This is a genomic window from Actinoplanes aureus (assembly GCF_015704865.1).
Classification (GTDB): domain Bacteria; phylum Actinomycetota; class Actinomycetes; order Mycobacteriales; family Micromonosporaceae; genus Actinoplanes; species Actinoplanes aureus.
Genome location: NZ_JADQTO010000003.1, coordinates 438,093 through 461,360, shown reverse-complemented (window position 1 = coordinate 461,360; position 23,268 = coordinate 438,093). Strand labels below are relative to the sequence as shown.

Genomic DNA, 23,268 nt, shown 5'->3' with positions numbered 1-23,268 from the left:
AGTCTCGCGGCAATGGATCGAGATCTCCTCGCGGCATGCGACCTTGCCACCGCACTGGCCGTCCGCGCCGGCCGGCTGCAACTGGAGCGACGCGACACCCTGAAGATGGGTGCGCCCAAGGCGCACGCCAACGACGTCGTCTCCGATGTCGACATCGCCAGCGAACGTCTCATCGTGGACGCGATCCACTCGGCCTGGCCCGACGACGCGGTGCAGGCCGAGGAGGGGCACGGCCGAGCCGGTACGAGCGGCTGGGTCTGGGTCATCGATCCGCTGGACGGCACCCGCAACTACATCAGCCGCACCGGCCCGTGGTCGGTGTGCGTCGCGCTGTATCACGAGGACCGGGCGCGGATGGCGGTCGTGCACGATCCCGCCGCGAACGAGATCTTCAGCGCCGTCGACGGTGGCGGAGCGTTCCTGAACGGCGAGCCGATCTCGGCGTCGAGCGGGCCGCCCCTGGACGAGGCGCTCGTGGGCGTGAGCTTCCAGCCCAACCCGCGGACCAAGGCCCGCGCGGGCCGGGTGATCCGGGAACTGCTCCCGCTGGTCGGCGACATCCGCCGGCTCCCGGCGGCGCTGAACCTGGTGTACCAGGCCGCCGGACGACTGGACGGTGGGCTGGCGCTCGACACGAACCTGTGGGACATCGCCGCGGGGGCTCTGATCGCCCGCGAGGCCGGTGTGGTCCTCGGCGGGCACGGCCCGGACTTCTCCACCGAGCTGACCATCGGCGCCGCCGCACCGCTGTGGCCTGCCCTGTCCGAGCGGGTCCGCGCCTTTGTTAACGGGAACACGTAGGACGCCTGCTGCTGAGGTCAGCCGCAAGCTGCTTGACACTCATCTATGTGAGCGATAACACTCTGCGAAGCGGGGCGGAAAGCTCGCCGCGACCGTCCCCCGGACTCCCCCGCGTCCACGAAGGAAGTGAATCCCCATGTCCTCGCCCCGTCATGGCCGGAAACTGGTGGGCCGGATAACGACGATCGCCCTCGGCGCGTCCCTGGCCGTGACCGCCACGGCACAGCCCGCCCTCGCGGCGGAGATCCCCACCGGTGCCCGGTCGCTCCAGTCGGTGAACGTGCCCGGTTCCTATCTGCGGCACGCCGACTACCTCGGCGGCATCGCCGCGGTGAGCTCCAGCAGCTCCGCACAGGCCCGCAGCGACGCGACCTTCACGGTGACCCCGGGGCTCGCGGGCGGCACCGGTTGTGTGTCGTTCCAGGCAGCCAACGGCATGTGGTTACGCCACCGCGACTACCGGATCCGGCTGGAGGCCAACGCCGGCACCGCCGTCTTCCTCGCCGACGCCACCTTCTGCGTCCGGGACGGCTCCGCCGCCGGGTCGGTACGACTCGAGTCGCTCAACTATCCCGGCCGGTTCATCCGGCACCGCGACAACCAGCTGTGGCTCGACCCGTCGACGACCAACCCGGCCACCTTCGCCGCGGACAGCTCGTACCGGATCACCGCACCGTGGGTGGCCGGCCGCCGCAGCCCGGTCGTCAAAGGCCTGTACGCCGACCCGAACATCGCCTACCTCAACGGCCGCTACTACCTCTATCCGACCACCGACGGGTACAACGGCTGGAGCGGCGCCCGGTTCAAGGCGTTCTCCTCCACCGACCTGGTGAACTGGACCGACCACGGCACCATCCTGGATCTCGGGCCGCAGATCAGCTGGGCCGACGACCGGGCCTGGGCGCCGACGATCGCGTACCGCGACAACCGCTACTACTTCTACTTCAGCGCGGCGACCAGCATCGGCGTCGCGACCTCCAGCAGCCCGACCGGCCCGTTCACCGACCCGCTCGGCCGGCCCCTGGTGCCCGCCGGCTTCCGCAGCGGCCAGATGATCGACCCGCACGTCTTCACCGACACCGACGGGCGGTCCTACCTGTACTGGGGCAACGGCTCGGCGTACGCGGTCCCGCTGAACGCCGACATGATCTCCTTCGACGCCGGGCAGGTACGCACGTTCAGCCTGCCCAACTTCCGCGAGGCCCCGTTCGTGTTCAAGCGCGGCACCACGTACTACCTGACGTACTCGGTCGACGACACCGGTTCGGAGAACTACCACGTCGAGTACGCCACCGGCGCGTCCCCCTACGGCCCCTGGACGCACCGCGGCACCATCCTGGCCAAGAACCTGAGCCTCGGCATCAAGGGCCCGGCGCACCAGTCGGTGGTCAAGGCACCCGACAGCGACGCCTGGTACATCGCCTACCACCGGTTCGCGATCCCGGCCGGCAACGGCACCAATCGCGAGGTCACCATCGACCCGCTGCGGTTCAACGCCGACGGCACCATCCAGCCGGTCATCCCCACCCTCTGAGCGCTGCTCGCGCATCATCGGCTAGAAAGGCGAATCCCCGCGCACCTTTCTCGACGCGACTTCACCCGCTTGGCCGCCATGGGCGCGCTGACCACCGCCACCGGTGGCGCCACCCTGCTCGGCGCGCCGTCGGCCGCTCTGACGGCCAACACCGCCTACGTGTTCGGCTACTTCAAGAACAACAGCGGGAGCGGCTGGCGGTTGTGGGGTGACTCGTTCAGCCCGGTCAACAACGACTACTACGCGTGGTCCACCTCGAACGTCGGCGCCAACTCCTGGACCCTGCTCAACCAGCGCGACTACACGCCGCCGCTGAACGCCAAGCACGGCTCGATCACCGGCATCACCGCCGCCGAGTACGACGGCCTGGTGGCGCGCTGCGCATCGACCCGCTCAGCTCGAGCTCCAGCGCGAGCGATCGGCAGGACGCCACCTTCCGGGTCTCGTAAGCGCGTTACGGACACCCCTGGCAGGTGCGGCGGCGACGTCGAACGCCGCCGCCGCACCGCCGGTCACGGCGCCCAGGGCGCCACGACATTCCAGACTGTGTCGTTGCCGAACAGGGCCGGTGTGTTCCAGGCCGCGCCGCCGGAGCCGGTCGACCGCCAGACCTCGGAGTTGTAGTGCCGCATGTAGGAGCCGGCGAAGTTGTACGACTCCAGCGAGACCCCCGAACCGCTCAGCCCCTGGCGCGCGCACCAGGTCGCGTCCTCGTTGAAGAGGGCGCCCGAGCCGGCCGCTATCCGTACGCGCGAGTCGGCGTGCCGCAGGTAGTTGCCCGGGACGTTCACCGCCTCGAACGAGTAGCACGCCGGGTCGGCCAGGCCCTGCCGCACCACGAACGTCGCGTCGTTCCTGGTCAGTGCGTCGCTCGAGCCGGTCACCGGGTCGGTGCGTGCCAGGGAGTTCTGGTGCCGCAGGTAGCGGCTGGACACGTTCTGCGCCTGGAGCGAGATCCGCGAGTTGACCGGCAACCCGACCCGGGGCAGCGGCGCCTGTGCCGCCTGGTTGAACAGGTTCTGGTGCGCGGCGCGTACCCGTGCCTGATCCATCTTGACGACCCGGCGGTTGTACGTGAGGAAGCCGTTGACCTCGCCCTCGACGTCGGTGATCTCGGTGTAGACGGTCGCGCTGAGCCCGCCGTTGCGGATCAGCTGGGCCGACGCGTCGACCAGCTGCACGTACCGGTCGGTGAGCGCCGCCGAGGAGCCGACCATCTCGTACGCCTGGAAGTTGCCGCTCGGGCTGTACTCGTTGCCCGGGCTGCGCAGCCCCACCCCGCCGAACTCGCCGAGCGCCGACCATCGCGTGGACGTCGGACGGGGCGCTTCCGGCCCGGTGTAGTAGTGCCAGTCCTTCAGGTCACCGTTGCCGGGGTCACCGTTGGACTGGCAGCAGTTGTAGCCGCTGTGCACGTTCATGTAGCGCGTCGGGTCGTACGCCTTGAGTTCGTTGCCGACGCGTGTCGTGGTGGCCAGGTTGAGCTCACCCCAGCCCTCGTTGTACGGCGTGTAGAGCACTACCGCCGGCGAGAACCGGTGCTCGTCGATGATCTCGCGCGCCTCCGTCTCCCACTGCGCCTGCTGCGCCGCGTTGGCGTTGACGCCGCCGTCCGCCGTCATCGACGGGATGTCCTGCCAGACGAGCAGCCCGAGGCGGTCGGCGTGGTAGTACCAGCGCGCGGGCTCGACCTTGATGTGCTTGCGGACCATGTTGAACCCGAGGTCCTTGTGCCGCTGCAGGTCGGAGGCGAGCGCCGCGTCGGTGGGTGCGGTGTAGACGCCGTCCGGCCAGTAGCCCTGGTCGAGGGTGCCGACGTGCGGCACGAACTGCCCGTTGAGGGTGGGCCGGCGGATGCCGTTGACGGTGGCCACGCCGACCTCGCGCATGCCGAAGTAGTGCGTCGTCTGGTCGACGTTCGCCCCGGACGCGTTGCGCAGGGTCACTCGCAAGTTGTAGAGGAACGGGTCGTTCGGCGACCAGCGGCGGGCGTTGGGTACCGGCACCGAGAAGTCGGTGAAGCCGCCGGTGGCCGAGCCGACGACGGTCGTACCGTTCATCGCCTCGGCGAGTACCGAGTGGCCGGTGACGTTTCCTCTGGTGAAGACGCGTACCCGCAAGGTGTTGTTGGACAGGTTCGGGTAGTAGTCGACACTGAAGATCGACGACGTCGGTGTCGGCTCCATCCAGACGGTCTGCCAGATGCCCGAGTTCGGGGTGTAGAAGATGCCGGACGGCGTCTTGGTCTGCTTGCCCACCGCCTGCACCATGCCGTTCTGCTCGGAGTCGGTCGGGTCCCAGACCTTGACCACCAGCTCGTTGGTGCCCCCGTTGAGCGCCGGGGTGATGTCGAACTCGAAGCGGTCGTAACCGCCGCGGTGCGTTCCCATCTGCTGGCCGTTGACCCACACCGTCGTCTCCCAGTCGACGGCTCCGAAGTGCAGCTGCACCCGCCGGCCGGACCAGCCGGCCGGCACGGTGAAGGTGCGGCGGTAGAAGAGGTAGTGGCGGTTGTCGTTCGCCGGGCGCATCACGCCGGACAGCGCCGACTCCACCGGGTACGGCACGTTCACGCGCTCGGGAAGGGTCACACCGAACTGCGGAGCGTCGTTCGTGGCGGACTGCCGCAGCTGCCACTCGCCGTTGAGGTTCTGCCAGTCCGGGCGGGTCATCTGCGGCCTCGGGTACTCCGGCAGCGGCGCGGCCGGATTCACCTGGCTGGTCCACGGCGTGCTCAGCGGCGGCGTCTTGATCGGTGCGGCGGCCGCGGTGGAGGCGGGCGCGACGGTGAAGGCGATGGCGGAGACCAGTGCGGTGATGAACGCCGCGGCGGTACGGCCACGGGTGCGTTGGGACATGCGCTCTCCTTGGGCGGTATGTGGCCGCGAGGACGGGCGGGCCACACAGGCGACGGATGCGACGTACGTCATCGGCACATTGACATATGTGAAAGGAACCTTGCAATAGTCAAACCGAAACGAACAGCGTTCGCCCTGCGCCCGAACAAATCCGCTCACCCGGTTCGTCGCCTCACCAGGCCCAGCACACCGCTTGCGCCTCATCGGTGGACCGCAATCACCGGTCCCGGCGACGCGCCTGTGCCGGCCCCGCCGCTCGCCTAGCCTGAACGGCATGTCGTATGTTGCCGCCCGCGACGGCCGTAAGAACCGCAGCGCCCCGGTGCGGGCACCCTCCGTTCCCGACCGCCTCGACGACCTGCACGGCCACAGCGTCGGCCCGCTCGAGGTGCCGCACCACATGGCCGCCGGGCACGCCAGCCGGCGCCGGTACGACCTCGACGACCCGGTCCAGTGCCGGCACGCCTACAAGCAGGTGCTGTGCGAGGCAGCGAACTGCGGCGAGGTCGAGGACCTGCTGAACCCGGCCCTGTTGCGCCGGGTGTGGCGCGATCTGCACCTGCCGTCCCGGGTCCGTGAGGCGTGGGAGACCCGGCATCCGAGCCTGCGCCGGACCCGCGTCGCCATGACCGCCCCGGCCAGCGCCAATCGCACGGACGGCGCCCGCGCCGACACTCGCGCCTTCGCTCGTCGCAGCCGGGTCCAGATCGCCAGGGCCGTCGCCGCGTAGACAGCTCTTACTTCTCCGGTGGCAGCCCGCTGAGCTGCGACGCCGGGCCGCGCGGCCCGGCACCGCGGTCTGCCCCGCGTCGATTCGAACGCCTCGCACGCTGTGATGAACAGCGCGAGAGATCTGCGAAGTTAAACCGTCGTTAATCAGAATTGGATCGATGGAAATACGCATTTCGCAGCGCTGAATCGTTGTATCCCCATCTTTGGACCCGGGTTGGTTAACTCGTCTGAAACATTGACCAACCCGTCTGCCGACGGCTAGCCTCTCGCTCCAGAGAGCGCTCTCACGGTCTCGCCCGCTCCCCGGATCCCATCCCCACCGGAGGCTTCGTCCATGGATTCATCCCCCACCCCGGTACGCGGTCATCGCCGCAGACGGACCCGACTGGTCGGTCTGGCCGCCGCCACCGTGGTCGCGATCAGCTCCGGCGTCCTGGCCGTCTCGTTCTCGGGCAGCGCCAGCGCCGCCACGATCGGCGCCGGCAGCTACACCGAGACCCTCCCGGCCGGCGCCAAGCTGCCGTCGGGCTGCGGATCGGTGTCGACCAACCCGCGGGAGAACGTCACCGCGAACGCGCCCAAGGGTGCCGTGCCGACCAACGACTGGTGGTCGTCGCTGCTGTTCAAGAAGGGCGACGAGTGCAACTTCTCGCAGCCGCTGTTCGGTCACCCGGCCGCGTACAAGCCGGTGGCCAGCGGGCTCGGCTTCTCGTACGAGCAGACGCCCGCGATCAGCGGCAGCCCCACCGGCCTGGGTGAATACCACTTCCCGTACGCGCAGAAGGTGGTCGCCGGCGTGGCCGGCCTGAACGCGCCGAAGGCCCTGGTCGACAACTGGACCGACTGGACCGTCACGCCCTCGTGGACCGACGGCACCCGCACGCTGAAGGCCACCATCGGCCACGGCCTGCCGCTGACCTACTTTCAGGCGACCGGCGGCGACGCGCTGCTGACCGTGACCGGCCCGCCGACCGCCTGGTCGAACAGCGGCAACCGGCTGGGCTTCTCGATCGCCGGCCAGGACTACGTGGCGTGGGCACCGGCCGGCGCCACCTGGAGCGCCAGCGGCAACACGTTCCGCTCGAACCTCGCCGGTAAGGGCTACTTCACCGTCGGCGTCCTGCCGACCACGTCGGGCAGCAGCACCGCCGACAAGCTCGCCCTGGCCGACGCCTGGAACCAGTACGCGCACAACCACGTGACCGGCACGCGCGTGTCGTACTCGTACAACCAGGCGTCCGGGACGGTCAACACGACCTACGGCTTCACGACCACGGCCCGGGAAGGCACCGGCACGGGTACGGTCATCGCGCTCTACCCGCACCAGTGGCGTTACCTCACCGGATCGACCCCGGCGGCGCAGACGTACGTCTCACCGCGCGGCCGGATGAAGATCGTCACCGGGACGCAGTTCCAGACCACGATGAAGTACACCGGCGTGCTGCCGGAGATTCCGGCGGTCGCCGACAGCAGCGGCGCCGACCTGACCACGATCACGAACTACCTCAACGCCGAGCTCAACAACCCGGCCGACTTCCGCGGTGACGACACCTACTGGACCGGCAAGGGGCTCGGCCGGGCGGCCCGGATCGCGGAGATCGCCGACCAGCTGGGCATCGTGGCGGTGCGGGACAAGGCGCTCAGCGTCATCAAGACCCGGATCACCGACTGGTTCACCGCGTCGGCCGGCAAGACCTCGCGGGTCTTCTACTACGACAAGAACTGGGGCACCCTCATCGGCTACCCGGCGTCGTACGCCAGCGACGAGGACCTCAACGACCACCACTTCCACTACGGCTACTACGTGGCCGCGGCCGCCACGCTCGCCAAGTTCGACCCGGCCTGGGCGTCCGGCACCCAGTACGGCGGCATGGTCGACCTGCTGATCCGCGACGCGAACAACTACGACCGCAACGACACCCGGTTCCCGTACCTGCGTGACTTCGACATCTACGCCGGCCACGACTGGGCGTCCGGGCACGGCGCGTTCGGCGCGGGCAACAACCAGGAGTCGTCGTCGGAGGGCCAGAACTTCTCCAACGCACTCATCCAATGGGGTCAGGCCACCGGCAACACCACCGTGCGCGACGCGGGCATCTGGCTGCACACCACCCAGGCCGCCGCGATCAACGAGTACTGGTTCGACGTCACCGGCGAGAACTTCCCCTCGCAGTGGGGGCACAACTACGCGGCCATCGTCTGGGGCTCCGGCGGGGCGTACGCCACCTGGTTCAGCGGCGAGCACGCCCTGGTCGTCGGCATCAACATGCTGCCGATGACCGGCGGTCAGCTCTACCTCGGCGATCACCCGCAATCGGTACGCGACACGTACGCCGAACTGGTGCGCAACAACGGCGGCGAACCACAGCAGTGGCGGGACATGCACTGGCAGTACCTCGCGCTGGGCGACCCGGACGCGGCGCTGGCGAAGTTCCGGGCCAGTGGCGGCTCGTACACGTCCGAGGAGGGCGAGAGCAAGGCGCACACGTTCCACTGGATCCGCAACCTGGCGGCGCTGGGGACGATCGACAAGACCGTCACGGCGAACCACCCGCTCGCGAAGGTGTTCACGAAGAACGGCGTCAGGACGTACGTCGCCTCGAACATCACCAACAGCACCCTGAACGTGACGTTCTCGGACGGCCGCGTGCTCAGCGTCGCGGCCGGTAAGACCGCCACCGCGGGTGGTCTCACCTGGAGCGGCGGCAACGCCAACGGCGGTGGAGTCGTCACCCCGCCGCCCAGCAGCTCTCCGCCGCCGAGCAGCTCTCCGCCGCCGAGCTGCACCGCCGGGGCGCTGCTGTCGCAGGGCCGGCCCGCCACGGCGTCGTCGGTCGAGGCCGACTACGCGGCGAGCTACGCGGTCGACGGCAACACCACCACCCGCTGGTCGAGCGCCTTCGCCGATCCGCAGTGGCTACAGGTGGACCTCGGCTCGACCCAGTCACTGAGCCGGGCGGAGCTGACCTGGGAGGCCGCGTTCGGACGGGCGTACACCATCCAGACCTCGGCGAACGGCACCACCTGGACCACCGCCGCCACCGTGACCGACGGCGACGGCGGAAGCGACACGCTGACGCTGTCGGGCAGCGCCCGCTACGTCCGGATGAACGGCACCACGCGGGGCACGCCGTACGGCTACTCGCTGTTCGAGTTCAAGGTGTTCGGCGCCTGCGGCACCACGACCGCACCGCCTGCCGGCGCGGCATGGGCGCCCAACACCGCGTACGCGAACGGAGTCGTGGTGACCTACAACGGGGCGCGATTCCAGTGCCGTCAGGCGCACACGTCACTCCCGGGCTGGGAGCCGCCGAACGCGCTGTCGCTGTGGCTGCCGCTGTAGCGAACGCCGGGCGGTAGACGGAGAGCGGCCGGGGGCAGTTGCCCCCGGCCGCTGGTGCACCAGTGGCTGAATCGAGGATTCCTCACGTCTGACCGCCGGGGCAGAATGCCGCACCATGAACTCGCCATTGACGTCCGTCGGGCTGCCCATCGCGCTCGGCATCATCATGCTCGGTCTCGGCCTCGGCCTGACCGTCGCCGACTTCCGCCGCGTCGTGAGCTACCCCCGGCCGGCCCTGATCGCGCTCGCCTGCCAGACACTGCTGCTGCCGGCGCTCTGCTTCGGGCTGGTCGTCGCGCTCGGCCTGCGACCCGAGCTGGCGGTCGGGATGATGCTGCTCGCGGCGTCACCCGGCGGTACGACGGCGAACCTGTACAGCCACCTCTTCGGCGGGCACGTGGCGCTCAACGTGACCCTCACCGCCGTCAACTCGGTGCTCGCGGTGGTGACGCTGCCGGTGGTCGTGAACCTCTCGGCGGCGCACTTCCTCGGCGACGCCGGATCCATCGGTCTGCAGTTCGACAAGGTGCTACAGGTCTTCGCGATCGTCCTGGTGCCGGTCGCCGCCGGCATGGCGCTGCGGGCGCGGTTCCCGCAGCTGGCCGACCGCCTGGCCCGGCCCGTCAAGATCCTGTCCGTCGTCGTGCTCGTCGCGGTGATCATGGGCACGGTGTTCAAGGAACGCGAGAACGTCGCGGACTACCTCGTCGCCGTCGGCATCGCGGTCCTGATCTTCAACGTCGCGAGCCTCGCCATCGGCTACGGCGCGCCGAGGCTGGCCGGCGTCGGCAGGCGCGAGTCGATCGCCGCCGGCATGGAGATCGGCATCCACAACAGCACCCTGGCGATCACGATCGCCCTCAGCCCCACCCTGCTGAACAGCACCGAGATGGCGATTCCCGCCGCCGTGTACGGCATCGTCATGTTCTTCACGGCCGCCGCCTTCGGACTCCTCGTCACCCGCCGGTGGAAGCGCGCGGAAGCACACGTGTGACCGTACTCAGCGGAGCGTCTCCCGCATGCGCTGCTCGGCCATGGCGCCGCGGATCACCATGAGGCGCAGTTCGAGCTCGTCGGCCACCGTCGCGGCCAGGTGCTCCAGCGCGGTCAGCTGTTGTGCCGTCGCCTCGCGTGGCCGGTTGTCGATCACGTTGACCGTGCCCAGCCGGTAGCCGTCGTAGGCCCGGATCGGCGCTGCCGCGTAGAACCGGAGGCTGAGTTCGCCACGGACGAGAGGGTGCTCGCGCGTGCGCGGGTCGGTGGCCGCGTTGTTGACCACATAGACGCCGTCCTGGGCGATGGCCGAGCCGCACAGGCCGGGTTCCGGCCCGACCTCGCGGACGCCGGGCAGGCCGTAGGCGGCGGCCAGCCAGATCCGCTTCTCCTCGACCAGCGACACCGTCGCGATCGGAGTGTCGAAGAGAGCGGCGGCGATGAACGCGATCCGTTCGTAGGTGTCGTCGACCGGCTCGTCCACCAGCTGATAGCGGCGCACGGCATTGAGCCGCGCCTGCTCCTCGGGGCCGTCCAGGTACTCATAGGTACCGCTGCACCTCATAGGACCCTCCTCGGCTAGATGGTCGCTCAAGGTGATATCGAACCTAATGAGCGTGCGCGACAGGCTGTCGCACACCCTGTCCGATTCGCCGTGGCGCCGCACGAGTGCGATCAGCACAATGATTGACGAGCATGAATCCGATGAGTCGTGGAGGACGACAGTGCTGCAGGTGATCGGGATCGGCTTCGCGCGCACCGGCACCACGTCGCTCAGGTCGGCGCTGGGAACACTCGGGCTCGGACCGTGCTACCACATGCTCGACGTGATGAGCGATCACCGGCGCGTGCGGCAGTGGCTGGACATCGCCCGGGGTGCGGAACCGGACTGGGACCGGGTCTTCGACGGCTACCGCAGCGCGGTCGACTGGCCGGTCGCGGCCTACTGGCGCGAACTCGCCGACGCCTACCCGGACGCGAAACTGGTGCTCACCGTCCGCGACCCGGACTCCTGGTACGACAGCGTCCGCAAGACCATCTTCAAGATACGTATCGATCCACCGCGCGGACCCGCCCGGATAGGGGCCCGCGTGGCGGAGGCGTTGAGCCCGGACCTCCGCGCGTTTCTCGCCATGACGCGGGAAACCGTCGAACAGCCCCTCTTCGACGACCGCCTCGCCGACCGCGCGTACATGACCTCGGCGTTCACCCGGCACATCGAGCAGGTGCGGGCCGCTTTCCCGGCCGGCCGGCTGCTGACCTTCCAGGCCGCCGACGGGTGGGCGCCCCTGTGCGAGTTTCTCGGCACGCCGGTGCCCGGCCGGCCCTTCCCCCGCGACAACAGCTCCGCGGACTTCCGCCGGACCACGGCGCCGTACTTCGCCCGGCTCGTCTACGGGCCGCTCCTGCGATGGACCCCCAAGCGGCGCAGCCGCTAGACAGCCTTCGCGGTCAGGATCCGCTTCTCGGCCCAACGTGAGGGCTGTCTTGAGGCCGTTGAGTCAGCATTGAGTGTGGGCCGAACAAGATCATCACCTCTTCGGTACGCGTGACGGCCGTCCCGCCGAAGCCGACCCGTCCCCGCTCTCCCAGCGCGAGGCGCGCTTGCCCGCACCGCCCCAGCGCGCCCGCCGGGAAACAGCCTCCCCACCCCCGATCTTGTGGCAATCAGGCGCACCCGGTGCGCCACGATTTCACAAGATCGCGGTCGTCAGCGCGTCGCGCGTGCGGTGTTTGCGGCGGTACATGGCCTCGTCCGCGCGGTGCAGCACCTGCTCCACGCTGGTCCGCGGGTCGGTGACCGCGGCGACCCCGATGCTGGCACCGGCGTGCACGTCACCCACGCGTACGTGAGCGGCGGCGCCGACCCGGTCCGCCCAGGCCTCCCGGTCCGCGGTGGCCGGGAGCACGGCGGCGACGACGAACTCGTCGCCGCCGAGGCGTCCGCGCAGGTCGTCCACGCGGCCGAAGGCGCGCAGCCCGTCGCCCAGCCCGCGCAGGATCTCGTCGCCCACCGCGTGCCCGTACGTGTCGTTGATCGGCTTGAACCGGTCGACGTCGAGGAATGCCACCATCAGCGTCCGCTCGCCGTCGCACACCCGTGGCAGGGCCGCCTGCAACCAGCGGTGAATGCCGGCCCGGTTGGCCAGGCCGGTCAGCGAGTCGCGTTCCACACTGTCGCGCAGCCCGTCGACGCGCTGCTGGAGGTGGGCGGCACGGTTGACCTCGGCGAGGTGTGCGGCCTCCCGGGCCAGCTGGTCGGCGACCAGCTGGGAGACGGTGTGCGCCATGGAGACGGCATGGTCGCCGACCGGTTTGCCACTCCGGCTGCCACCGCAGAGGGTGCCGATGACGCGGTCTTCGAGGTCGCGTACCGGCACGCTGAGCCAGGTGGCGATGCCGGCGAGGCGCGCCGCTTCCCAGTGCTCCCATTGATCGGTGATGCTGGTCGTACCGCTGCTGATCACCCGGTGGCACAGCGAGGCCTGCCACGGCAGGGAACTTCCCTCGGCGAAGCCCAGGGCGGTGGCCTCGTCGGCGTACGCGACCATCAGATTGTCGGCCGTTTCGTCACGCAGTGTGAGATAGACGCCTTCCAGGCCGGTGACCTGCTGGAGCAGGCGCAGCAGCGGGCGGGCCATGGTCTCCAGACCGCTCGCCGGGATCCTCGCGGGCGGCAGGTCCGGGTCGGCGAGCAGTTCGCCCAGGTGGGCGGCGAGCGTACGCAATGTCGCCTCGTCGCGCGCCTCCACCAGGACGGCGGGGTCCGGGGAGGCGACGCAGACCGCACCGGCGACCTGGCCGTTCAGGCGCAGCGGCACACCGGCGTAGGCGCCGATGCCGAACGCCGCGGTGTGCGGGTGGCCGGCCATCACGGCGTGCTGCCGGGCGTCGGGGATCAACGGCTCCAGGGCTCCGGCGGCGACGAGATGGCACAGGGTGTCGGCGGCCGGGTGCGTGGTGCCGACCGGCAGCACCGGACCACCGGGCACCGAGCGGGAGTGGGTCACGACGCGCTGGTCGCCGCGGAACTCGCTGACGTAGGCGACCTGCATGCCGAACTGCTCCAGGAGCAGCGCCAGAGCCCGGTCGACCTGCTCGGCGACGGAACCACCACCGGCGCGCAGCACCGTGGTGAGCGCGTCCGAAGCCATGCCGCCGTTCCTCATGCCCTGCTGCTTCGGCGGAACCGCCGGCGAGCTGAGAACCACGGCCGGTAAACCACCGTTCTGCACCTCACCGCCGGATCACGCGAACGAGGGTCGGCGGAGTGGTCGGATCTCACCGCTCACCGGGCCAGGTGATCAGGCCGTTCGCCCACCACCAGTTCTTGAAGTAGCCGAACTCGCTGTCGCCCCAGAAGTGGTTCCACTGCACCGCCGGCGTGACGTACTGGCCGAGCTCGTCGAAGACCGCCTTCGCCTGCGGGCGCTGCTGCGTCAGGCAGTAGTACACCGCCATCCGGTTGCGGACGATGCCGAGCGGGGCGGCACCGGGCGAGCCGGCCAGGAACTTGGCGATCCACTGCTCGACCTCTTGGCGCACCTCGGGACCGCGGAAGTACCTGCGGGTCCGGCTCAGCTGTCGCCGGTGAAACGTGCCCCAGGCGAACTCGCGCAGCGCGTACTCGAAATGGGCGTACAGCGGCAGCAGTACCGACCGGTGACCCGGCGGCGCCGCGGCGGCCACGCCGCGGGCGAGCCCGAACATCTGCTCGTGCGAGCCGTACCATTTCTCGGACCGCAGGGTGATCGCCCGCCAATGCAGGTGGAAGTTGTACGGGTCGCGCCGCCGGCCCTCGGCGTACACCTCGTCGAAGGATCCGCGCCCACCGGCGAACATCGTGCCCAGCATCACCTCCCAGGGCACCGGATCGCCCGGCCGGGCGAGGACGATCGCACGCTGGGCGACCTGCGCGGCCGACGCGGACATCTGGTGGAAGTTGGTGAACTGCTCCGCCGTGGTGTCGTCGGCGGACGCGCCGCCCCGCGCCTCCCAGGCTCGTTTGTGCAGCGCCATGGCCTGCACGAGCACGGCGTCCGGGTCCGACGGTTCGGCCCGCAGCCAGGCGTAGAGCCAGCCGTCGTCCTTCTCGGCCAGTTCGGCCAGCGTGCCGAGCCGCCACATCCGCACGTCCCAGTCCGTACCGGCGTCCTCGACCACCTTGCGTGCGGCCCACCAGTCACCAGCCCGGGCCCGGTCCCGCGCTTCCCGCAGCACCGGCTCGGTGAGGGCCAGCTCGGGGTCGAACTCCGGCATCTCCGGCATCGGGCCGCCGAACAGGTATCGCACGGCGAAGCGCATCGTAAAGAGGAACATCGCTGAAGGCTAGGTGATCAGCGGAGCACCGCACCGGCCGCGGGCGCATCGACAGTGTGGTGGATGGTGTTGTTCACCCCTTTCCGGGCGCCGGGTGTGTTAAGGAGGTCAGAACTGGCAGGGCCGCGAAGGGTGGGTGTCATGCCGAGGACAGGTGGAAACCTGCCGCTGGAGCTGACCAGTTTCGTGGGCCGCCGGCACGAGGTGGCCGAGGTGAAGCGGCTGCTCGGCGGGGCGCGGCTGGTGACGCTGACCGGGGTGGGCGGTGCCGGCAAGACCAGGCTGGCACTGCGGACCGCCGACCAGCTGCGGCGAAGCTCCCCGGACGGGGTCTGGTTCGTGGACCTTACCGCGCTGCGCGGCCCGGAGATGCTGATCCTGGAGATCCAGGATCCGGACGTGCTGGCCTATCTGGTGATGTCCGCGCTGGGGCTGCGGGAACAGGCCGGCGCCGGGTCACCGACCGAGCAGCTGATCACGCATCTGGCCGGCCGGCGGGCGCTGCTGGTGCTGGACAACTGTGAGCATCTGCTGCCGGTGGGCGCGGTGCTGGCGGAGTCGCTACTGCAGGGCTGCCCGGGCCTGCGCCTTCTGGCCACCAGCCGGGAGCCGCTGCTGGTGCCCGGTGAGGTGCTGTTCGCGGTGCCGCCGCTACCGACCCCGCAGCCGGGCGAGGCGGTCAGCGTCGCCGAGGTGGAGCGGTACGAGGGGGTGGCGCTGTTCGTCGCGCGTACCCGGGGCGTCGTGCCGGGCTTCGCGCTGACCGAGGAGACCGCGGCGGTGGTGGCCGAACTGTGCCGCCGGCTGGACGGGCTGCCGCTGGCCCTCGAGCTCGCCGCGGCCCTGGTGCGGGTGCTGGCGCCGGGGCAGATCCTGGACCGGTTGACCGAGCGGTTCGCGCTGCTCAGCCGGGGTAGCCGTACCGCGCCTGAGCGGCAGCAGACGCTGCGCGCGTGTGCGGATTGGTCGTTCGAGCTGTGTGCCAAGCCGGAACGGGTGTTGTGGGCGCGGTTGTCGGTGTTCGCCGGCGGGTGCGAGCTGGACGCCATCGAGGGCATCTGCGACGACGAGTTGTTGCCGGCCGGGGACCTGCTCGAGGTGGTGGCGGGGCTGGTGGACAAGTCCGTCCTGGCCAGCGAGCAGGTGGGTGGTGTCGCCCGGTACCGGATGCTGGAGACCCTGCGCGACTACGGCCAGGAGAAACTGATCGAGGCCGGCGAACGGGACACGTTGCAGCGCCGGCATCGCGACTGGTACACCGGCCTGGCCCGCCGGTTCGAGGCCGACCTGATCAGCCCGCGGCAGGTGGAAGGGTTCGCGCGGGTGGGCCGGGAGTTGCCGAACCTGCGCGCGGCGCTGGACTACAGCCTGGCCGATCCGGACGGGGGCGAGGCGGCGCTGACGATCGCCGCCAGCCTGTACCTCTACTGGGCCATCCACGGCCTCTACCGCGAGGGCCGTTCCTGGGTGGACCAGGCCCTGGCCCGGCCGGGCGGGCCGACCGTGGCCCGGCTCAAGGCACTGAACGTCGGTGCCACACTGGCGTGCCTGCAGGGTGACCTGGCCGCCGTCAGCGAACGCACGCGGCAGGGGTACGAGGCCGCCGCGCAGCGAGGTGACGCACTCGGGTATGCCTTCGCGGACGGCAGCAAGGGCGCCGGCGAGATGGCCGGCGATCTCGTCGAGGCGGAGCTCGCCTTCCAGCGTGCTGCCGCCGTGTTCGCGACCGAACCCGGGAACGAGTACGTCTTCTGGCGAGCCAACGTCCTCACCGGGCTCGCGATAACACGGGTGATGCGCGGCGACACGGCCGGAGCCGCCGCGCACCACGAGACGATACTGGCCATCTGCCAGCCTCGCGGTGAGACGTACTACGTCGGATTCGCGCTGTGGATCCTCGGGCTCGGGTTGTGGAGCGAGGGTGACCGCGAGGCCGCGACCACCCGCCTGCGGGAGAGCCTGCACCGCCTGCGCAGCGTCGACGACATCCTCGGCACCGCCTGGTGCCTGGACACGATGGCCTGGATCGCCTGCGACGAGGGCCGGGCCGAACGGGCGGCCGTCCTGCTGGGCGCCGTCACCCGGCTCGCGCACACCATGGGTGCCCGGCCGTCCTTCTTCCCGAAGCTGGCGGAGCATCACGAAGAGTACGAGCAGCGCACCCGTACCGCGCTCGGTCAGCAGGCGTATCGGGCCGCCTTCGCCCGCGGCCAGCGGTTGTCGCTGGACGAGGCGGTCGCCTTCGCCCTGGGCCAACCGCCCCCGCAACCCGCGGCGGTGCCCGCACCCGTGGACGCGTCCGCGTCATTGACCCGCCGGGAACGGGAGATCGCCGAGCTGCTCGCCGACGGCCTGTCGAACCGGGAGATCGCGGCGAAACTGGTCATTTCGCGCCGTACTGCGGAAACTCACGTCGAGCACATTCTCGGCAAGCTCGGGCTCACCAACCGGGCACAGGTGGCCGCCTGGTTCACGGCCCAGCGCTGAGGCGCGAAAAGTACGTACCGATCTCCGTATCCTCACGGACGCGCGAACCCGGCTTCGTCCGGCACTGTGTTCCTGACCGTGGTGACAACCCAGGGAGGGAAACCCGGTGGTCTCTGTTGAATGCACCCATGACGCCGCCCGCAGCACCATCGTGTGGCCGTTGCGGTCACCGGCAGGAGCACCCGGGCTGAGCGTGCGAGATCCGTGGTCCGGGGACGCCCTGGCCGATCCGGGCCCGTGGCTCCACGTCGCGTCCCGGCGGGACGGCACCGAGCTCACGATCACGTTGATCGGCGACATCGACGTCGCCAACGCCGACGATCTCGGCGGGCAGATCCGCGGGCTGATGGCCGCTGACGGCGTCCAGGACGTCGTGATGGATCTGGCTCAGGTCGACTTCTGCGACGGGGCCGGCCTGCGCGCCCTGCTGAGCGCGCAACGATGGGCGCTCAGCCGCGCGCTCGGCTGCCGCCTGGTCCGCCTGTCACCGGCCGTCACCTATGTGTGGCGTTCGAGCGGCATGGCCGGCTTCGCCGTCGGCATCGAGCTGGGCACCGTCTGAACAGCCGACGAGGACGACGCGCCGGCCGGGCACACCTGTGCCCGGCCGGCGCCTTCGCCGGTTGAGCGATGACCGGTCTGGGCATACCCGGGTGATCACCGCAGAAGGAGACTGACATGCGTTCCTTGGTCGTCGCCGTGGGCGTCATCGCCGTCGTGCTGATCCTGCTCGGCCTGTTCCTGAAGGCCCTGAAGTGGCTGTTGATCATCGGCGTGGTGGCCTTGATCGCCGCGATCGTCCTCGGCGTCATGAAGGGCCGCCGGGCGCTTCGATAGTTCACCGGTGAGCCGCTGGGAACGGGGCGGTGGCCTCAGCGCCACCACCCCGTCCTTCGCTTCCGGCGCAGCTACGACGTGAGGGTTCCCCGCAGCAGGCTGCGGCCCGAGTGCGCGGCGTCGCCGTCATGCGGCTCGTCGCTCACATCGACCAGGCGGTACCGGTTGAGGTCGGTACCGGGCGGTACCGGCAGCACCACGTCCGGCGCGCCGGTCAGGCTGCCGAGGGCCACCATCTTGGTGAGGTCGTCCGGGTCGATCAGCCAGACCTCGTGGAACCCGGTGGTCAGCGGCAGATTGCGCACGTCGATGCGCATCTGGCCGTCGGCCAGCACGCGGGCGTCGCCGCCCGCCGCCTGCGGAACCGTGTCCAGCGGGGTCAGCGTCGCCCGGGCCATCACCTGTTCGGTCGCGGGGCGCCCGGTGAACCGGTCGACCGCTACCGTGCCGGCCACCGCGACGACCGCGGCCGCCGCCGCGGCGATCACCGGCATCAGCCAGCGGGGCCGGTTCCGGGCCGCGCGACGCCGGCGTCCGGCCAGGCCGACGGGCGGTGCCGGGTTTGTGACAGCTTCCCGGGTACGGGCCACGTCCGCTTCGATCGCGCGCCAGATCTGTTCCGGGGGCGGCGGCAGGTCTCGCAGGTCCTGAGCCTCCACGCCGAGGTCGGCGACCTCCCGCAGGCTGTCGAGGTCGTGCCGGCAGCCGGCACACTGCGCCAGGTGGTCGGTCTCGCTCAGCTCCTGCTGCTCCTCAGAGAGCGCGAGAAGGACCAGCCGATCGGGATCCAAATGCTGCACCGTCCACCTCCCAACGACGTCGCAGGTTCGCCATTCCACGCCGGATATGGCTCTTGACCGTACCGAGCGGCAACCCGGTGACGGCGGCTATCTGTGGATGGGTGAGATCGTCGTAGAACGCCAGCTCCAGGGTGCGGCGCTGCTCGTCGGGCAGCCGGCCCAGCTCGTCGGCGACGACCAGGCGGTCGACGATCCGTTCCGGCGTCTCCCGCTCGTCCGGTGGAGCGAGCTGAGCGCGTACCGTCTCGGTCACCCGATCGTCGCGCGCCGCCGACCGCATCCGGTCGACCGCCTTGCGCCGCGCGATCCCCAGCAGCCAGCCCAGCATGGTGCCGCGCTGCGGATCGAACGAATCGCGCCCGGTCCACGCCGCCACGAACGTCACCTGGGTGACGTCCTCGGCGTCCGCCCGGTTGCCCAGCAGCCGCTGAGCCAGATACAGCACGGCCGCACCGTGCCGGTCATATGCCGCACGCAGAGCCTTCTCGTCGCCGTCGCGCAATCGCTCGGCGAGCTCGTCGTCGGAGCTCATCGACCTCCTTCCCACACACAGCTTCTCCCCCTCTTTCGCTCGGCGAACCGCCGATGGATGCACCCAGATTTCATTGCCCGCCGCCGCATCCGCGGGCCGCCGTCGCGGCGAAGGACCGGGGGAAGGAGCCAACGACGATCCGTTCGAGGAGTTTCCATGCGCATCCTGCCCCTACGCAGCGCGGTCACGGTCGGCGCGGTGACCCTGATCGGTCTCGGCACCGCCGGGGCGTTCTTCCCCGGCCCGGCGTTCGCCAAGGCGAACGCCCAGGTGACCGTGGTACACGGCATCCCCGGCCAGCCGGTGGACGTCTACGTCAACGGGGAGAAGACCATCCCGGACTTCGAGCCGGGCAAGGTGGCCGGCCCGCTGAGCCTGCCCGCCGGCCAGTACGACATCGCGCTCACCAAGCCCGGCGACGCCATCGGCGAGGCACTGCTCAGTGTCGACGACGCCGAGGTGCCCGGCGACGCGAACCTCAGCCTCGTCGCCCACCTCAGCGCGGACGGCGAGCCCACGCTGACCCCGTTCGTCAACGACACTGCCAAACTCGCGGCCGGCAAGACCCGGCTGATCGTGCGGCACACCGCGGCGGCGCCCGCCGTCGACGTCCGGGCCGGCGGCGAACCGGTCTTCGAGGGCCTCACCAACCCGAAGGAGGCCAAGGCCGACCTCGGCGCCGGTACCGTCTCCGCCGACGTCGTCCTGGCCGGCACCGGCACGCGGGTGCTCGGCCCGGCCGACCTGGACCTCGCCGAGGGTGCCGCGACCATCGTGTACGCGGTCGGCTCGGCCGAGGACGAGACGCTCGGCATCGTGTCGCAGACGATCACCGGGCTGCACTCCGCGCCGGGTGGGGTGCCCAGCGGCGACGGCGGCCGGGCCGACCGGGGCGCCGCACTGCCCTGGTACGGCGCCGGTGCGGCCGGCATCCTGCTGCTCCTGCTCGGCCTGGCACGCCTGGCCACCGGACGCCGATGAGCCTGCTCGATCACCGCGGTACGCCCCGGAGCCGTCCGGGGCGTACCGTGCCCCTGCTGGCCGCCGGCGTGGTTCTGGCCGTGGTGTCGGGCCTCGCGGTGTGGCGGTCCCAGCCGGCGGACGACTTCGGCCAGCCGGTGGTGGCCACGCTGGCCTCGTCGGCGCCGAGCGCGGCGACCGTACCGATCATCGACGGCCGGCTGCCGACTGCGACCGCGACCGACGCGCCGGCCCGGCTGCGCATCCCCGCGCTGCGGCTGGACGCAGCCGTCGATGCCGTCGGCATCGACGCGAAGACCGGCGAGTTCGCCGTGCCGCCGAGCGTGGACCGGGTCGGCTGGTACCGGTACGGGCCGGGCTTCGCCGCCACGGCCGGATCCATCGTGATCGCGGGGCACGTCGACAGCGCGGCGGCGGGTGAGGGTGCCTTCTTCCGGCTCGGTTCGCTCGGGGCCGGCGACGTGGTGACGCTGACCGGCCCGGGAGAGCGGGCCCGGACGTTCGAGGTGGTGGCCCGCGAGCGGTACCGCAAGACGGCGATCCCCCTGCGGAAGTACTTCGCCCGCGACGGCGCGGCACGGCTCACCCTGATCACTTGCGGCGGCCCGTTCGACTCCCGGACGCGCCATTACCGCGACAACGTGGTGATCACCGCGGCTGCCCTCGTTCGATGAGGACGGCCAGGCCGTCGAGATGACGGGCGAGGCCGTACTCGAACAGGCCGTCCAGGTCGGCCGCCGCCCGCTCGGGCACCGCCGCCAGCAACGGGAACCGGGCCAGCAGGTCGTCGGTGCGGGATCGTTGCGACCACCACCAGGCGGCGGACGACACGCCGGTCTCCTGTTCGGCCTCGGCCTCATTCGCCATGGCGATCGCGACCGTCACGACCAGCGCGTGCAGGGTCAGCGCCTCCTGGACGCGGGTGGTCATCGGCAGGCCAAGCCCGTCCAGGGCGCGCAGCGTCCACTCGGTGTGGGCCATCATGTTCGGCACCAGCATCGGGCGGGTGAACGAGACGGCCCGGGGTAGCCAGGTGTGTCTCCGGCACAGCGCCCACTGGCTCCGGGAGATCAGTTCGAGCTTGGGCCGCCAGCCGTCGGGACCGGGGACCGGGAGGTCGGGCTCGCCGAACGCCTCGTCGGTCATGTACGCCACCAGCTCGTCCTTGGTGGCCACGTGACGGTAGAGCGACATCGGCCGGACACCCAACTCGATCGCCAGTCGCCGGATGGAGACGGCGGCCAGCCCTTCGCGGTCGGCGATCGCCATGGCGGCCCGGACCACCTGTTCGCGGTTCAAGGCCTGCCTGGGGACGCCAGGCGGCTGATCAGGAGCCGGGGACGCGCTGACCACGGTGCCGGATCCGACCCTCGCCTCGACCAGACCCTCGGCCCGCAAAGCCGCCATCACCTTGGTCGCGGTCGCGATGGCCACGTCCCAGCGCTCGGCGATCTGCCGGGCGGACGGCACCCGGTCCCCGGGTCGCAGGGCACCGGAGAGGATCCGGGCGCGGAGCTCGGCCGCGATCCGCAGGTAGGGCGGGTCGGGTCGGCGTGAGGACGGCGGCACAGCCGCAAAGTGTACTAGTCGAATCCGCACCGTACTAGTTCACTAATCCACGTTTCTAAGCTCAGGAAGCGGCTCGGACCGCCATGCCGAATACGGTGTACGCATGAAAGTCGACATGGTTCTCGCCGTTCTCGTCGAAGCGTTCACGGACGATCCCCTCGTCCGCTGGCTCTTCCCGGAGCCCCAGGAACGGCCCGACGCACAGCTGGGCTTCTACCGCGCACTGCTCACCCATCCGGGCGCCGAGGCGGACCTGGCCGCCGACGGCACGGGCGCCGCGATCTGGCTGACGCTGGCCGCGGCGCAGGCGCCCTACGGCGGCGAAGGCACCGGCCGGCTGCGAGCCCTGGGCGACGCGCTGGCACAGCGACACCCGGACGACGAGCCGCACCTGTACCTCCCGTGCATGGGCGTCGTCGGCGCCCGGCAAGGCTCCGGAGTCGGCTCGGCGATGCTGCGGCGCCGGCTCGCCCGCGCCGACGCCGACGGGCTCCCCGTCCACCTGGAGGCCAGCTCGGCACGAAGCCGCGCGCTCTACCTCCGGCACGGCTTCGCCGACACCGGCGATCCGGTACGCGTCGCCGACAGCCCTCCCGTATGGCCCATGCAGCGCCGACCGTCAGGAGAAAACCGATGACCACCCTGATCTTCGTCCACGGCACCAACTCCTCCTCGTTCTGGTGCGCCGGACTGATCCGCGAGCTCACCCTGCGCGGCCATCGGGCGGTCGCCGTCGACCTGCCCGGCCACGGCGTCGAAGCCTTCTACCCCCGCGCCTACCAGGCACCGCAGGATCTCGCCGCGCTGGCCGGCGAGCCGTCGCCGCTCGCGAAGCTCACCATCGACGACTACGTCGAGCGCACTGTCGACGTGGTACGCCGGGCCCGCCGCCTCGGGCCGGTGATCCTGGCCGGCGCCAGCCAGGGCGGCGTCACCCTGAGCCGGGTCGGCAACGTGATCCCGGAACTCCTCGACCGGGTCGTCTATCTCGCCGCGTACTGCTGCGTGGAGCTGCCCAGCATCGTGGCGTACCTCGACGAGCCGGAGAACCGCGACAGCCTGTTGCCGCTCATCCAGCGCGCCATCGTGGCCGACCCGGCGACGCTGGGCGTGAATCGGGTGAACTGGCGCTCGGCGGACCCCGCGGTGTTCGACGCCGTCAAGCGGAGCCTCGCCGGCGACTTCACCGACGACGGGGTGCGACGGGTGCTCAACATGCTGGAGCCCGACGAGCCCGCGGCCATCCCGCAGGCCGAGGCCCGCGGCGAGGCGCACACCTGGGGCCGGATCCCGCGAACCTACGTGCGCTTCACCCAGGACCGGCTGATCCCGCTCGCGCTCCAGGACCGGTTCATCGCCGAGGCCGACCGGCTCACCCCGGACAACCCCACCGATGTACGTAGCATCGACGCACCCCACGTCGGCCCGTTCGACCGGCCGGACGTGGTGCGGCTCCTCGCCGAGCTCACCGGCGGCTGAGG

At 70.6% G+C, this 23,268-nt stretch carries 21 protein-coding genes; 14 read left to right on the top strand and 7 right to left on the bottom strand.

What is annotated here, in order from left to right; translation table 11 throughout:
* Window positions 1–12 precede the first annotated feature (12 nt).
* The 3 genes from I4J89_RS08000 to I4J89_RS49380 all read left to right on the top strand — a co-directional run bounded on the left by I4J89_RS08000 (window position 13) and on the right by I4J89_RS49380 (window position 2,959).
* Window positions 13–801, top strand: a complete 789-nt coding sequence (locus I4J89_RS08000) for an inositol monophosphatase family protein (RefSeq protein WP_196413192.1) — start codon at window positions 13–15, stop codon at window positions 799–801.
* Window positions 802–937: 136 nt separating this feature from the next.
* Window positions 938–2,335 carry a family 43 glycosylhydrolase gene (locus tag I4J89_RS07995; protein ID WP_230858498.1) on the top strand — a complete coding sequence of 466 codons (1,398 nt, stop codon included), beginning with the start codon at window positions 938–940 and terminating at the stop codon, window positions 2,333–2,335.
* Window positions 2,336–2,413: 78 nt separating this feature from the next.
* The gene (locus I4J89_RS49380; RefSeq protein WP_230858497.1) at window positions 2,414–2,959 is read left to right on the top strand and encodes a glycoside hydrolase family protein; all 546 of its coding nucleotides are present in this window, start codon (window positions 2,414–2,416) and stop codon (window positions 2,957–2,959) included.
* Here I4J89_RS49380 and I4J89_RS07985 read toward each other — a convergent pair.
* Window positions 2,848–5,193, bottom strand: coding sequence for an AbfB domain-containing protein (locus tag I4J89_RS07985; protein ID WP_196413191.1), 2,346 nt, complete (start codon window positions 5,191–5,193; stop codon window positions 2,848–2,850). The two genes, I4J89_RS49380 and I4J89_RS07985, sit on opposite strands and share 112 nt — an antisense overlap.
* A gap of 274 nt (window positions 5,194–5,467) precedes the next feature.
* Between I4J89_RS07985 and I4J89_RS07980 the strand changes: the two genes are divergently transcribed.
* The 3 genes from I4J89_RS07980 (at window position 5,468) to I4J89_RS07970 (ending at window position 10,262) form a co-directional block, all read left to right on the top strand.
* Window positions 5,468–5,923: a hypothetical protein gene (locus I4J89_RS07980; protein WP_196413190.1), complete on the top strand. Its 456-nt coding sequence runs from the start codon at window positions 5,468–5,470 to the stop codon at window positions 5,921–5,923.
* A gap of 336 nt (window positions 5,924–6,259) precedes the next feature.
* A complete protein-coding gene (locus I4J89_RS07975; RefSeq protein WP_196413189.1) occupies window positions 6,260–9,268 on the top strand; it encodes a glycosyl hydrolase in 3,009 nt (1,002 codons plus the stop codon).
* A 115-nt stretch (window positions 9,269–9,383) separates the two neighbouring features.
* Entirely contained in the window at window positions 9,384–10,262 is an 879-nt protein-coding gene (locus I4J89_RS07970) for a bile acid:sodium symporter family protein (RefSeq protein ID WP_196413188.1), read from the top strand.
* Window positions 10,263–10,268: 6 nt separating this feature from the next.
* Here I4J89_RS07970 and I4J89_RS07965 read toward each other — a convergent pair whose 3' ends face one another.
* On the bottom strand, window positions 10,269–10,826 hold the full coding sequence (locus tag I4J89_RS07965) for a GAF domain-containing protein (protein WP_196413187.1): 558 nt from the start codon (window positions 10,824–10,826) through the stop codon (window positions 10,269–10,271).
* Window positions 10,827–10,986: 160 nt separating this feature from the next.
* Here I4J89_RS07965 and I4J89_RS07960 point away from each other — a divergent pair, with 160 nt between their 5' ends.
* Window positions 10,987–11,700, top strand: a complete 714-nt coding sequence (locus I4J89_RS07960; protein WP_309238230.1) for a sulfotransferase family protein — start codon at window positions 10,987–10,989, stop codon at window positions 11,698–11,700.
* 255 nt (window positions 11,701–11,955) lie between these two features.
* Here I4J89_RS07960 and I4J89_RS07955 read toward each other — a convergent pair whose 3' ends face one another.
* Both I4J89_RS07955 and I4J89_RS07950 read right to left on the bottom strand, forming a co-directional pair.
* Complete coding sequence (locus I4J89_RS07955) at window positions 11,956–13,431, bottom strand: GGDEF domain-containing protein (protein WP_196413186.1); 1,476 nt, start codon at window positions 13,429–13,431, stop codon at window positions 11,956–11,958.
* Between the two features lie 112 nt (window positions 13,432–13,543).
* Window positions 13,544–14,581, bottom strand: coding sequence for a hypothetical protein (locus I4J89_RS07950; RefSeq protein ID WP_196413185.1), 1,038 nt, complete (start codon window positions 14,579–14,581; stop codon window positions 13,544–13,546).
* Between the two features lie 141 nt (window positions 14,582–14,722).
* Here I4J89_RS07950 and I4J89_RS07945 point away from each other — a divergent pair, with 141 nt between their 5' ends.
* The 3 genes from I4J89_RS07945 to I4J89_RS07935 all read left to right on the top strand — a co-directional run bounded on the left by I4J89_RS07945 (window position 14,723) and on the right by I4J89_RS07935 (window position 17,905).
* Complete coding sequence (locus I4J89_RS07945) at window positions 14,723–17,068, top strand: ATP-binding protein (protein ID WP_196413184.1); 2,346 nt, start codon at window positions 14,723–14,725, stop codon at window positions 17,066–17,068.
* 106 nt (window positions 17,069–17,174) lie between these two features.
* The gene (locus tag I4J89_RS49375) at window positions 17,175–17,630 is read left to right on the top strand and encodes an STAS domain-containing protein (RefSeq protein WP_196413183.1); all 456 of its coding nucleotides are present in this window, start codon (window positions 17,175–17,177) and stop codon (window positions 17,628–17,630) included.
* Between the two features lie 116 nt (window positions 17,631–17,746).
* Window positions 17,747–17,905, top strand: a complete 159-nt coding sequence (locus tag I4J89_RS07935) for a hypothetical protein (RefSeq protein ID WP_196413182.1) — start codon at window positions 17,747–17,749, stop codon at window positions 17,903–17,905.
* A 71-nt stretch (window positions 17,906–17,976) separates the two neighbouring features.
* Here the strand turns inward: I4J89_RS07935 and I4J89_RS07930 are convergent, their stop codons facing one another.
* Both I4J89_RS07930 and I4J89_RS07925 read right to left on the bottom strand, forming a co-directional pair.
* Window positions 17,977–18,705, bottom strand: coding sequence for an anti-sigma factor (locus I4J89_RS07930; protein WP_196413181.1), 729 nt, complete (start codon window positions 18,703–18,705; stop codon window positions 17,977–17,979).
* Window positions 18,659–19,237 (bottom strand): RNA polymerase sigma factor, encoded by a 579-nt coding sequence (locus I4J89_RS07925; protein WP_196413180.1) that lies wholly within the window; start codon window positions 19,235–19,237, stop codon window positions 18,659–18,661. The genes I4J89_RS07930 and I4J89_RS07925 overlap by 47 nt, the downstream gene beginning before the upstream one ends.
* Window positions 19,238–19,393: 156 nt before the next feature.
* Between I4J89_RS07925 and I4J89_RS07920 the strand changes: the two genes are divergently transcribed.
* Together I4J89_RS07920 and I4J89_RS07915 are read left to right on the top strand one after the other, a co-directional pair.
* On the top strand, window positions 19,394–20,218 hold the full coding sequence (locus I4J89_RS07920) for a DUF4397 domain-containing protein (protein ID WP_196413179.1): 825 nt from the start codon (window positions 19,394–19,396) through the stop codon (window positions 20,216–20,218).
* Window positions 20,215–20,892 carry a class F sortase gene (locus tag I4J89_RS07915; RefSeq protein ID WP_196413178.1) on the top strand — a complete coding sequence of 226 codons (678 nt, stop codon included), beginning with the start codon at window positions 20,215–20,217 and terminating at the stop codon, window positions 20,890–20,892. Before I4J89_RS07920 ends, I4J89_RS07915 begins: the two co-directional genes overlap by 4 nt.
* Here I4J89_RS07915 and I4J89_RS07910 read toward each other — a convergent pair.
* A complete protein-coding gene (locus I4J89_RS07910; protein WP_196413177.1) occupies window positions 20,867–21,787 on the bottom strand; it encodes a TetR/AcrR family transcriptional regulator C-terminal domain-containing protein in 921 nt (306 codons plus the stop codon). The genes I4J89_RS07915 and I4J89_RS07910 overlap by 26 nt on opposite strands.
* Before the next feature lie 103 nt (window positions 21,788–21,890).
* On the opposite strand from I4J89_RS07910, the gene I4J89_RS07905 reads away from it, so the two are divergent.
* Window positions 21,891–22,424: a GNAT family N-acetyltransferase gene (locus I4J89_RS07905; RefSeq protein ID WP_196413176.1), complete on the top strand. Its 534-nt coding sequence runs from the start codon at window positions 21,891–21,893 to the stop codon at window positions 22,422–22,424.
* The gene (locus I4J89_RS07900; protein ID WP_196413175.1) at window positions 22,421–23,266 is read left to right on the top strand and encodes an alpha/beta fold hydrolase; all 846 of its coding nucleotides are present in this window, start codon (window positions 22,421–22,423) and stop codon (window positions 23,264–23,266) included. The genes I4J89_RS07905 and I4J89_RS07900 overlap by 4 nt, the downstream gene beginning before the upstream one ends.
* Window positions 23,267–23,268 lie beyond the last annotated feature (2 nt).